The organism is Burkholderia sp. HAN2018, assembly GCF_024704855.1.
Lineage (GTDB): Bacteria > Pseudomonadota > Gammaproteobacteria > Burkholderiales > Burkholderiaceae > Burkholderia > Burkholderia cepacia.
Genome location: NZ_QOBB01000228.1, coordinates 1 through 10,830, shown reverse-complemented (window position 1 = coordinate 10,830; position 10,830 = coordinate 1). Strand labels below are relative to the sequence as shown.

The window sequence follows — 10,830 nt, the reverse complement described above, 5'->3', positions numbered from 1 at the left end:
CGCCGCGCTGGCCGGCGCGTGCGTGGCGGCCAGCCTCGTGGTTCCCGTCGAATCCGCGCGCGCCGAAGGGCGCGCGCCGGCCACCTCACCGATCCATCCGTCGCAAGTCCCGCCGCCCGGCATGAGCCTGCCGGGCTTTCACGCACCCGCCGTGTCGAACGGCACGGTCGCGAGCGGCGCGGTGCGCGTGCAGCCCGCGCGCATGCCGTTCTACGTCGCGACCAAGGGGCGTGTCACGCTCTACGTGCTCGGCACGCTGCACACGGGCGATCCGTCCGATTACCCGAGCGCGCAGCCGTTCCGGCCGCGCATCCTCGCGGCGCTTGCCGCGTCGCCGACGCTCGCGCTCGAGCTGTCGCCCGACGACCTGCTCGAATCCCAGGACGACGTGTCGAAGTACGGCGTATGCCGCTACCCGTGCCTGCAGCGCCTGCTGCCGGATCCGCTGTGGCAGCGGCTCGCGGCGCGCCTGCGCGGCAACCCGGCCGCGCTCGCCGAGATCCGCAAGATGCGGCCGTGGCTCGCGGCGCTCGTCGTCGAGACCTACGATTCGCTGTCGGCCGGCCTGCAGACCGAGTACGGCACCGAGGCGCAGTTGCAGAACGTGTTCCTGAAGAAGAAGGGCGGCCGCGTGATCGGGCTCGAGACGCTCGCCGAACAGATGCGCGCGTTCACCGGGCTGACGCTCGCCGAGCAGCGCGAGATGCTCGCGCAGGACATGGTGCAGACGCCCGCACAGAACGCCGACGACATCAAGGCGCTGCACCGACTGTGGCGAATTGGCGACGCCGATGCGATCTCGGCGTGGGCCGTCGCGAAGAGTGAACGGCTCGCGCGTTCGAAGGTGTTGTCGGCGTCGATCGACAACAAGATCGTGTACGAGCGCAACCGCCGCTTCGTTGCACGGATGACGGCAATCGCCGCACCGAACCGGCCGCTGTTCGTCGCGATCGGCGCGCTGCATCTGGGCGGCCCGCGCGGCGTGCTCGAATTGTTGCGCCAGCAAGGATACCGGGTCGACGCGAACTGATCGCGCCCGACGGCCCGCACCGATCTTCCCCTGTTTGATTGGCCTCGCGCACCCGCGGCGAAACGCGTGCGCGTGGGCGGCAATCGATAAGGAAAACCCTTGAATCGTCGGAAAATAGCGTTTAAAACGATTGACATCCCGTTCTGCCAATATCTATTCTTCACCCCACAAGTTGAAAAAATGAAAAGAATAGATAAGTTCTACGGGGTAGCAGAAATAAGCGCGGGGTTAGCGTTGCCGGCACGTGAAGCACGTGCCGGCCGCGGAGTGTCTGCATGCACGGCGGGGCCAATCATCGTCGTACAAAACATGCATGCAGGCCGACTTGCAGATAAAGCAACGTTCCGTCGTCTGACCGGGGAATGCAGTGATCGGGCGGCGGCGGACGTTTTTTAATCCGGAAGATTTTTCCGGTCACCGTCGAAAGACGGTTTCGGGGGGCGAATCGACAGACGGCGAAGCCGCAGCGATTGCGCCAACGGAAAAGCGCCACGAGGGCGCTTTTTTCTTTTGTGCGACGGATCAGGCAGCCGGCCGGGTCACGTGCGTTCGTCGGCCTGCAGCATGCCGGGCGCGACGACGTCGACGCCCACCGCCTCGAGCGCGGCGCGAATCCGTTTCGCGAATACCAGCGCATGCGGCCCGTCGCCGTGCAGGCAGACGGTCTGCGCATTGAGCATTACCCACTCGCCGCCGATCGCACGCACCTGACGGCTGCGCACCATGTCGAGCGTGCGCGCGATCATCGTGTCTTCGTCGTCGATCAGCGCGCCGGGCTGGTTGCGCGGCACGAGCGAGCCGTCCGCGCGGTAGCCGCGATCGGCGAACACTTCCTCCACCGCGGCGAGCCCCGCGTGCCGCGCGGCCGCGACGAACACGCTGTTCGCGAGCCCGAAGACCGCGAGCGACGGATCGAAATCGCGGATCGCGGACACCACCGCATCGGCGATCATCGGGTCGCGTGCGGCCTGGTTGTACAGCGCGCCGTGCGGTTTCACGTGCGCGATGCGCCCGCCCTCGGCCTGCGCGATCGCCGACAGCGCGCCGAGCTGGTACAGCACGCCCGCGTAGATGTCGCCGGCCGGCAGCTGCATTTCCTTGCGGCCGAAATTCTCCGGATCGTGAAAGCTCGGATGCGCGCCGATCGCCACGCCTTTCTGCACGGCCCAGCGCACGCAGTCGCGCATCGCGTTCGCGCCGCCCGCATGCCACCCGCATGCGATGTTCGCGGACGTGACGAGGTCGAGCAGCGCCTCGTCCGAACCGCAGCCTTCGCCGAGATCGGCATTCAGATCGATTTCCATGGTGTTCCTCGTCCACTGATTGCGTGGCCCGTCCTTGCTGCTACTGCCTTCGGTACTGCTACCGCCATTGTCATGCCGCGCGCGACTGGGCGCGGCGGCGCGCTTCCTCGCGCATGTCGATCGCCACGTCGATCTGCCGCAGATAGGCACGTTCTGCGGCCAGGGCGGCGCGCGCGGCGTCGGGTGTCGTGCGCACGAAGCGGACCGGCAGGTTGAGCCGCGCCTGCGCGAGTTTCCACAGGTCCGCACGGATCACCGTGCCGATCTTCGGGTAGCCGCCGGTGGTCTGCGCGTCGTGCATCAGCACGATCGGCTGGCCGTTCGGCGGCACCTGGATCGTGCCGGGCAGCACCGCATGCGACAGCAGCTCGGCCGGCCGCTCGCGCACGAGTTCGACGCCCGCAAGCCGATAACCCATGCGGTTGCTGTTCGCCGTGACGAGCCATTCCTCGTCCCAGAACGCCTGCTGCGCATCGGCGGCGAACGACGCGTAGTCGGGGCCCGGCAGCACGCGCACGGGCATCGCCCACGGCGCATGCGCGGGGCGGTGGCGGCGCGGCGGCTCGTCGACGCGCGCGAACGCGCACCACGCCGGCGCCTTTACCCCGAATTCGGGCGCATCGGCCGCGAGGCAGCCCATCCCGGCCGGAAGCACGCCGACCGGGAGACGATCGCCGTCGCGCAGCGCGCGGCCGCCGAGGCCGCCGAAGCGCGACGCGAGATCGGTGCTGCGCGAGCCGAGCATCGGCAGCACGTCGATGCCGCCGGCGATGCACAGGTAGCCGCGCATCCCGCGTTTCGCGGCCGGCAGCACGAGCGTCTGCCCGGCCTCGACCGGCAGGCTCCACCACGAATATACGCGCCGGCCGTCGAGCGTGGCGCCGAACTCGGTGCCGGTGATCGCGATGCGGGTCGCGCGCGTGAAGCGGAAGGCGGCCGGGCCGATCGTGATTTCGACGGCCGCCGCGTCGGGACGGTTGCCGACCAGCCGGTTGCCGACCTCGAGCGCGAGGCTGTCGAGCGCGCCGCCCTGCGCGACGCCGAGATGGCGCGTGCCGCGGCGGCCGAGATCCTGCACGGTGGACAGCGGGCCGGCCCGCACCACCTCGATGGTGCCCGGTGCGTTGCTCTGGGTCATCGCGCGTCGACTCCCGCAATGGTGAAGCGCACGCGGTCGCCGGGCAGCAGCAGCGTCGGCTGCGGCCGCGCCGGATCGAACAGCACGTGCGACGTGCGGCCGATCAGTTGCCAGCCGCCGGGAGACGTGGCCGGGTAGATGCCTGTCTGCGCGCCGCCGATGCCGACCGAGCCGGCCGGCACCTCGAGGCGCGGCGCCGCGCGGCGCGGCGTGTGCAGCGCGGCATCGAGCCCGCCGAGATACGCGAAGCCCGGCTGGAAGCCGACGAAGAACACGACGTAGGCGCCGGCTGCGTGGCGCGCGACGACCTCGTCGGCCGACAGGCCGGTATGGGCGGCGACGGCCGCCAGGTCGGGGCCGGCGGCGCCGCCGTACTCGACCGGGATTTCGACCTCGCGACCGTCCGCATGCTCGACGTCGGCCGTCTCCCACGCGTCGCGCAGCGCCGGCGTGAGCGATTCGGCCGTCGTGGCGAGCGCGTCGAACACGATCGTCAGGTTGTTCATGCCGGGCACGACGTCGACCACGTCGGGCCACGCGCGCGCGACCTCGGCAACGGCCCAGACGCGGCGCTGGCAATCGAGCGTGGCGGGCGGCGGCACCTCGCAGACGAGGGCGGCATCGCCGAGCGGATAAATGCGGGGTTGCGTCATCGGACTGGCACGGTTCGGACGGCAATGTTAGCGCACATTGTCAATAAAATATCGACAACTTCCCAATAAGCGTTTTCGCCTAGCCCGGATGTCCGGGCTTCTGGCGTACACTCGGCACACCCTGTCATCCGGCTTGCTCCGTCTTTACATGAAGCGTCCTGCGACCAAGATCGTGTCATCCGAACACCTCGTTTCCGATTCGAGCGCGGAGCTGTCGGAGCTCGAATACGGGCTCATCATGGCAGGCAACGCGTTCAACCGGTGGATGGTGCGCTGCATGTCGGCGGCCGGCGCGAAGGACATGACGGCGGTCGAGGTGTCGCTGCTGCATCACGTCAGCCACCGTGAACGCAAGAAGAAGCTCGCCGACATCTGCTTCGTGCTCAATATCGAGGATACGCACGTCGCGACCTATGCGCTGAAAAAACTGATCGCCCGCGGCTATGTGAAGAGCGAGAAGAACGGCAAGGAAGTGTTCTTCTTCGCGACCGACGCGGGCCGCGACCTGTGCCTGAAGTACCGCGAGGTGCGCGAGCACTGCCTGATCGAGACGCTGAAGGACAGCGGGCTCACCAACGAGCAGATCGGCGACGCGGCGCAGTTGCTGCGCAACGCGTCGGGCCTGTACGACACGGCCGCGCGCGCGGCGGCGTCGCTGTAAGCGGTTGGACCGGGGTCGGGCCGGGGTTGCGCCGGCGGTGGCGCGCGGCAATGCGCTGACGGGCGTGCGACGACGGACGCCGCGCCGCCCGCCGCATCATCCGGCGGCCGGGTAGAGCGCGCCGTCGGTCACGATCCAGCGCAGCGCGAGATCGTGCGCTTCGGCCGGCAGTGCGTCGACGCGGCACGCTTCATAGGCGATGCCGACCGTCACGGGCGGCTGGCTGCCCGGCCACGCGGCGAGCGTGCGGTCGTAATAGCCGCCGCCGTAGCCGAGCCGGTAGCGCTGCGGATCGAATCCCACACAGGGAATCAGCAACAGGTCGGGCACGACGACGATTCCCGACGCCGGTTCCGGAATCCGGTGATGGCCTTCGCGCATCGGCGTGTGCGTGTCCCATGCATGGAACTCGAGCGGCGTGTGCCGCTCGCCGATCACGGGCAGCGCGGCGCGCCGGCCGGCACCGGCCGCGCACCAGGCGAGCACCGCATCGCGCGCGTCGAATTCGCCCGGCAGCGGCCAGTAGAACCCGACCGTGCGCGGCGCGAGCCGCTCGAGCAGCGTGCGCAGCCGCGCGTCGAGCGCGGCGTTCGCGGCGGGTTGCGACGCGGCGTCGCGACGCGCGCCGGACAGCGTTTTGCGTAGCGCAACCTTCGGGTTCGGCACAGGGTTGCGTGCTATGCTTTCGCTCACTTCGTGCTCCATTCAAAACGATGTCGAACAGCCTTTTCCGAGTATATCGCGCGGTCGCGCTGACGCTTTCGGCCACCGCGCTCGTCGCGGGCACGGCCGCGTGCGCCGCACCGAACGACGATACGGCCGCCGGGGACGACCAGACCTTCGTGCAGCTTCGTGAAGCCGCGCGCCGCAACGACGCCGCGAAAGCCGCGCAGCTCGCGTCGATGATTCCGAACTATCCGGTACCGTCCTACGTCGAGTATTTCCAGATCAAGCCGCAGCTGTTCGATTCGACGGGCCGCGCGCGCGTGGATGCGCCGGACGCGCCCGTGCAGTCGTTCCTGCAGCGCTACGACGGCCAGGCGATCGCCGACCGCCTGCGCAACGACTACCTGCTCGTGCTCGGCGCACGCCACGACTGGCGCAACTTCGACGATCAATACAAGCGCTTCGTGCTCGACGACGACACGCAGGTCAAGTGTTATGCGCTCGAATCGCGCGCGGCGCGCGGCGAGAACGTCGCCGATGCGGCACGCGCGCTGCTCGTCGAGCCGAAGAATTACGGCGACGCATGCGTCGACCTGATCACCGCGCTCACGGTCAACCAGCAGTTCACGAGCGACGACGTGTGGCAGCAGGCGCGCCTCGCGTACGAGCAGAACTACACGACGCTCGGCGGCAAGATCGTCGACGCGCTCGGTGCGCGTCCGGTCGGCTTCGACCAGGCGACGAGCGCGCCGCCGCTGTACCTCGCGCGCGGCGTCGGCTCCGACGCGACGTCGCACCAGCTCGCGCTGATCGCGCTCGGCCGCATGGCGCGCAACGATCCGGACGCGGCCGCCGGCATGCTCACGACGGTCGCGCCTTCGCTGACCAAACAGGAGCAGGCGATCGCGTGGGGCGCGATCGGCTACCAGGGCGCGATCAAGCGCTCGCCGCTCGCGTCGGTCTGGTACGCGAAATCCGCGAATGCGCCGCTGTCGAACCCGGGTTACGAATGGCGCACGCGCGCCGCGCTGCTCGCCGGCAACTGGCCGATGGTGCGCTGGTCGATCGAGCAGATGCCGCCGTCGCTGCGCGACGATCCGGCGTGGATCTACTGGCATGCGCGCGCGCTCAAGCAGAGCGGCGACACGCTGCAGGCGAACCAGGAATTCGAGCAGGTCGCCGGGCAGTACAACTTCTACGGGCAGCTCGCCGGCGAAGAGCTCGGCCAGCGCACGACGATCCCGCCGCGCACGAAGGTGAGCGACGCCGAGATCGACGCGATGGGCAAGATTCCGGGCTTCGCGCTCGCGCAGCGTTTCTACGCGCTGAACCTGCGCCTCGAGGGCAACCGCGAATGGAACTGGCCGCTGCGCGGGATGACCGATCGCCAGCTGCTCGCGGCCGCCGAGTACGGCAAGCGTGTCGACCTGCTCGACCGAACGGTCAACACGGCCGACCGCACGAAAGCCGAGCACGATTTCACGCTGCGCTACCCGTCGCCGTACCGCAACATCGTCGAGCGCTACGCGCAGTCGACGGGCCTCGACACCGAATGGGCGTACGGCCTGATCCGCCAGGAGTCGCGCTTCATCACGAGCGCGCGTTCGTCGGTGGGCGCGGGCGGCCTGATGCAGCTGATGCCGGCCACCGCGCAGATGGTCGCGAAGAAGCTCGGCCTCGGCACGATCTCGCGCACGCAGATGCACGACATCGATACCAACATCCAGCTCGGCACCTGGTATCTGGCGGACATCTACAACAACTTCGACAGCTCGCCGGTGCTCGCCACGGCCGGCTACAACGCGGGCCCGGGCCGGCCGCGCCAGTGGCGCCAGGTGTTGACGCAGCCGGTCGAAGGCGCGATCTTCGCAGAAACGATTCCGTTCAACGAGACGCGCGACTACGTGAAGAACGTGCTGTCGAACACCGTTTATTACGCGGCGCTCTTCGAGGGCAAACCACAGTCGTTGAAGAAGCGTCTGGGCATGATCTCGCCCTGATCCGCACTCTTCACACTGCCGCGCGAGACGCGGCAGTGTTCAAGGGGCTGTTCACGCTAATAACGGGCTTGCGAACGTGCCTTGCCGGCCGCAATGCGGCCGGCAAGGCACGTTCGCCTGTTTGGAAAAAAATCATGCGTGGGGCTGACCCCCGGAAGGGCCGATCGCCGCGTCATGCTCCTCGCGAATACGTCGAGTATTCGTTTCGTCGCAATCCTTGCGCTCGGCCCTTCTGGGGGCCAGCGCAAGCCCGTTATTAGCGTGAACAGCCCCTTAGAGGTCCCGACCATGGATCGCCAGACCGTCGCGCTGCTGGGCGGCACCGGCTTCATCGGCAGCCGGCTCGTCAATGCGCTGATCGACGCCGGCAAGCAGGTACGGATCGGCACGCGCCGGCGCGACCATGCGCGCCACCTGCAGATGCTGCCGGTCGAAATCGTCGAGCTCGAAGGGCTCGACACGCGCACGCTCGCGCGCTTCGTCGCCGGTGCGCACGCGGCGATCAACCTCGTCGGCGTGCTGCACGGCGGCCGCGGTACGCCGTACGGGCCCGGCTTCGAGCGCGCGCACGTCACGCTGCCGGCCGCGCTCGCGACCGCCTGCACCGAGGTGGGCGTGCAGCGCGTGCTGCACATGAGCGCACTCGGCGCCGATTCGCATGGCGCGAGCATGTACCAGCGCTCGAAGGGCGACGGCGAGGCCGCGCTGCATGCGATCGCGGCGACCGATTCGCTCGCGCTGACGATCTTCCGCCCGTCGGTCGTGTTCGGCCCCGGCGATGCGTTCCTCAACACGTTCGCGAACCTGCAGCGCACGATGCCCGTGCTGCCGCTCGCGATGCCCGACGCGCGCTTCCAGCCCGTGTTCGTCGGCGATGTCGTGCGTGCGTTCGTCAACACGCTGGATCTCGCGGCCGCGCACGGCAAGACCTACGAACTCGGCGGCCCGACCGTCTACACGCTCGAGCAGCTGGTGCGCTATTGCGGCACGCTGGTCGGCCGGCAGGCACGCATCGTGCGGCTGCCCGACGCGCTCGCGCGGCTGCAGGCGAGCGTGTTCGAATGCCTGCCCGGCGAGCCCGTGCTCACGCGCGACAATCTCGCGACGATGTCGGTGCCGAACGTGCTGTCGGGGCCGCTCGCGCCGGAGCTCGGGATCTCGCCCGCGAGTCTCGAAAGCATCGCGCCCGCGTATCTCGGCCAGGCCGCGCAGCGGTCCCGGTTCGACTGGTTCCGCTCGCGCCGCTAGGCCGGCCCGGGTGCCTTCGTTCAGCTTCGTCCTTTTCACCTTCTCGTTTTCCGGAACACCGTCATGAAACTCGTCATTGGAGACAAGAACTACTCGTCGTGGTCGATGCGTCCGTGGCTGCTGCTCGCGCATTTCGGCATCCCGTTCGACGAGATCGCGATCGAGCTGCGCCACGACGACACGGCCGCACGCATCCTCGAGTATTCGCCGTCCGGCAAGGTGCCGTGCCTGATCGACGACCACGGCGTCGCGATCTGGGATTCGCTCGCGATCGCCGAGACGCTCGCCGAACGCTATCCGCAGTTTCCGATGTGGCCGGCCGATCCGCTCGAGCGCGCGCATGCGCGCTGCGTCGCGGCCGAGATGCATGCGGGCTTCGCGGCGCTGCGCACGCAGATGGGCATGAACGTGCGTGCATCGATGCCGGGGCGCGGTGCGACGCCGGATGCGCTCGCCGACGTCGCGCGCATCGACGCGTTGTGGAGCGCGTGCCTCGAGGCGTCGGGCGGGCCGTTCCTGTTCGGCGAATTCGGGATTGCCGATGCGATGTACGCGCCCGTCGTGATGCGCTTCAACACGTACGCGCCGGGCCTGTCGCCGGACGCGGCCGGTTATGCGGCCCGCGTGACGGCGCTGCCGGCCGTCCAGCGCTGGATCGACGCCGCGCGCCGTGAAACGAACGTGATCGCCGAATTCGAACCGCAGCCATGAACATCTACGCTGTAGGCGGTGCGATCCGCGACGAATTGCTCGGCGTGCCCGTGCAGGACCGCGACTACGTGGTGGTGGGCGCGACCCCCGAGCAGATGGCCGCGCAGGGTTTCCGGCCGGTGGGCAAGGATTTCCCGGTCTTCCTGCATCCGCGGACGCAGGAGGAGTACGCGCTCGCGCGCACCGAGCGCAAGACGGCGGCCGGTTATCACGGCTTCCAGTTTCATTACGCGCCGGACGTGACGCTCGACGAGGATCTCGCGCGGCGCGACCTGACGATCAACGCGATGGCGCGCGAGGTGAGCCCGGAGGGCGAGCTGGTCGGGCCCGTGATCGACCCGTTCGACGGGCAGGCCGACCTGCGCGCGCGCGTGTTCCGCCATGTGAGCGATGCGTTCGTCGAGGATCCGGTGCGGATCCTGCGCATCGCGCGCTTTGCCGCGCGGTTCGCGGACTTCACGGTCGCGGACGAAACGCTCGCGCTGATGCGGCGGATGGTCGACGCGGGCGAGGTCGACGCGCTCGTGCCCGAACGCGTCTGGCAGGAAATCGCGCGCGGGCTCATGGAGGTGAAACCGTCGCGGATGTTCGCGGTGCTGCGCGAGTGCGGCGCGCTCGCGCGCATCCTGCCCGAAGTCGATGCGCTGTGGGGCGTGCCGCAGCGCGCCGACTACCACCCGGAGGTCGACACCGGCGTGCACGTGATGATGGTCGTCGACCATGCGGCGAAGCAGGGTTATTCGCTGCCGGTGCGCTTTGCGGCGCTCACGCACGATCTCGGCAAGGCGACGACGCCTGCCGACGTGCTGCCGCGCCATATCGGCCACGAGGGGCGCAGCGTCGACCTGCTCAAGCCGTTGTGCGAACGGCTGCGCGTGCCGAACGAATGCCGCGATCTCGCGCTCGTGGTCGCGCGCGAGCACGGCAACCTGCATCGCGTGATGGAGATGGGTGCGGCCGCGCTGGTGCGGCTGTTCGAGCGCAGCGACGCGCTGCGCAAGCCGGCGCGTTTCGCCGAGATGCTGCAGGCGTGTGAATCGGATGCGCGCGGGCGGCTCGGGCTCGATACGCAGCCGTATCCGCAGGCCGAGCGGCTGCGTGTCGCGCTCGCGGCCGCGCGCAGCGTCGATGCCGGCGCGATCGCGCGCGGCATCGGCAACGACACGGAGAAGATCCGGGAGGCCGTGCATCGCGCGCGGATCGAGGCTGTCGCGCAGGCGCTCGAGATCGGCGAATAACGGCGGCGGGTGGGGCGCGCGTCGCGCGCCTGCAAAGCCGTTACGGCTTCTTCTTGCGTGCCGGCTTGGCGGCCGCCACGCGTTTGCCGGCGGCCGCGCTCGGTCTGGCTGCCGCCTTCTTGTCCTTTTTCACGGTGCCGGCGGCACGATCGCGATCCGCCCGTTCGGGCGCCGGCCCGCG

Annotated in this window: 11 protein-coding genes; 7 read left to right on the top strand and 4 right to left on the bottom strand. The window is 69.0% G+C overall.

The window, feature by feature from the left end; all coding sequences use genetic code 11:
- Together DPV74_RS34075 and DPV74_RS34070 are read left to right on the top strand one after the other, a co-directional pair.
- A partial coding sequence (locus DPV74_RS34075) for a TraB/GumN family protein (RefSeq protein WP_240440063.1) occupies positions 1-1,030 on the top strand: 1,030 nt, incomplete at its 5' end.
- Positions 1,031-1,129: 99 nt separating this feature from the next.
- Complete coding sequence (locus tag DPV74_RS34070; RefSeq protein WP_124534604.1) at positions 1,130-1,426, top strand: hypothetical protein; 297 nt, start codon at positions 1,130-1,132, stop codon at positions 1,424-1,426.
- A gap of 143 nt (positions 1,427-1,569) precedes the next feature.
- On the opposite strand, the gene pxpA is transcribed toward DPV74_RS34070, so the two are convergent.
- The 3 genes from pxpA to pxpB all read right to left on the bottom strand — a co-directional run bounded on the left by pxpA (position 1,570) and on the right by pxpB (position 4,125).
- Positions 1,570-2,334, bottom strand: coding sequence for a 5-oxoprolinase subunit PxpA (pxpA, locus tag DPV74_RS34065; protein ID WP_027788905.1), 765 nt, complete (start codon positions 2,332-2,334; stop codon positions 1,570-1,572).
- Between the two features lie 70 nt (positions 2,335-2,404).
- Positions 2,405-3,472 carry a biotin-dependent carboxyltransferase family protein gene (locus DPV74_RS34060; RefSeq protein WP_027788906.1) on the bottom strand — a complete coding sequence of 356 codons (1,068 nt, stop codon included), beginning with the start codon at positions 3,470-3,472 and terminating at the stop codon, positions 2,405-2,407.
- Entirely contained in the window at positions 3,469-4,125 is a 657-nt protein-coding gene (gene pxpB / locus DPV74_RS34055; protein WP_059700422.1) for a 5-oxoprolinase subunit PxpB, read from the bottom strand. The genes DPV74_RS34060 and pxpB overlap by 4 nt, the downstream gene beginning before the upstream one ends.
- 148 nt (positions 4,126-4,273) lie before the next feature.
- Here pxpB and DPV74_RS34050 point away from each other — a divergent pair, with 148 nt between their 5' ends.
- Entirely contained in the window at positions 4,274-4,786 is a 513-nt protein-coding gene (locus DPV74_RS34050) for a winged helix DNA-binding protein (protein ID WP_027788908.1), read from the top strand.
- 96 nt (positions 4,787-4,882) lie between these two features.
- Here the strand turns inward: DPV74_RS34050 and DPV74_RS34045 are convergent, their stop codons facing one another.
- Positions 4,883-5,491 (bottom strand): 5-formyltetrahydrofolate cyclo-ligase, encoded by a 609-nt coding sequence (locus DPV74_RS34045; protein WP_049096978.1) that lies wholly within the window; start codon positions 5,489-5,491, stop codon positions 4,883-4,885.
- Positions 5,492-5,499: 8 nt separating this feature from the next.
- On the opposite strand from DPV74_RS34045, the gene DPV74_RS34040 reads away from it, so the two are divergent.
- The 4 genes from DPV74_RS34040 to DPV74_RS34025 all read left to right on the top strand — a co-directional run bounded on the left by DPV74_RS34040 (position 5,500) and on the right by DPV74_RS34025 (position 10,649).
- Positions 5,500-7,452 carry a lytic transglycosylase domain-containing protein gene (locus tag DPV74_RS34040; protein ID WP_119338781.1) on the top strand — a complete coding sequence of 651 codons (1,953 nt, stop codon included), beginning with the start codon at positions 5,500-5,502 and terminating at the stop codon, positions 7,450-7,452.
- Positions 7,453-7,740: 288 nt separating this feature from the next.
- The gene (locus tag DPV74_RS34035; RefSeq protein ID WP_119338780.1) at positions 7,741-8,700 is read left to right on the top strand and encodes a complex I NDUFA9 subunit family protein; all 960 of its coding nucleotides are present in this window, start codon (positions 7,741-7,743) and stop codon (positions 8,698-8,700) included.
- A 63-nt stretch (positions 8,701-8,763) separates the two neighbouring features.
- Positions 8,764-9,411 carry a glutathione S-transferase family protein gene (locus DPV74_RS34030; RefSeq protein WP_027788912.1) on the top strand — a complete coding sequence of 216 codons (648 nt, stop codon included), beginning with the start codon at positions 8,764-8,766 and terminating at the stop codon, positions 9,409-9,411.
- Entirely contained in the window at positions 9,408-10,649 is a 1,242-nt protein-coding gene (locus tag DPV74_RS34025) for a multifunctional CCA addition/repair protein (RefSeq protein WP_027788913.1), read from the top strand. The genes DPV74_RS34030 and DPV74_RS34025 overlap by 4 nt, the downstream gene beginning before the upstream one ends.
- Positions 10,650-10,830 lie beyond the last annotated feature (181 nt).

Coding starts and splice junctions, on each gene's coding strand:
- pxpA (WP_027788905.1), bottom strand. CDS start 2,334: ATGGAAATCGATCTGAATGCCGATCTCGGCGAAGGCTGCGGTTCGGAC.
- DPV74_RS34060 (WP_027788906.1), bottom strand. CDS start 3,472: ATGACCCAGAGCAACGCACCGGGCACCATCGAGGTGGTGCGGGCCGGC.
- pxpB (WP_059700422.1), bottom strand. CDS start 4,125: ATGACGCAACCCCGCATTTATCCGCTCGGCGATGCCGCCCTCGTCTGC.
- DPV74_RS34050 (WP_027788908.1), top strand. CDS start 4,274: ATGAAGCGTCCTGCGACCAAGATCGTGTCATCCGAACACCTCGTTTCC.
- DPV74_RS34045 (WP_049096978.1), bottom strand. CDS start 5,491: ATGGAGCACGAAGTGAGCGAAAGCATAGCACGCAACCCTGTGCCGAAC.
- DPV74_RS34040 (WP_119338781.1), top strand. CDS start 5,500: ATGTCGAACAGCCTTTTCCGAGTATATCGCGCGGTCGCGCTGACGCTT.
- DPV74_RS34035 (WP_119338780.1), top strand. CDS start 7,741: ATGGATCGCCAGACCGTCGCGCTGCTGGGCGGCACCGGCTTCATCGGC.
- DPV74_RS34030 (WP_027788912.1), top strand. CDS start 8,764: ATGAAACTCGTCATTGGAGACAAGAACTACTCGTCGTGGTCGATGCGT.
- DPV74_RS34025 (WP_027788913.1), top strand. CDS start 9,408: ATGAACATCTACGCTGTAGGCGGTGCGATCCGCGACGAATTGCTCGGC.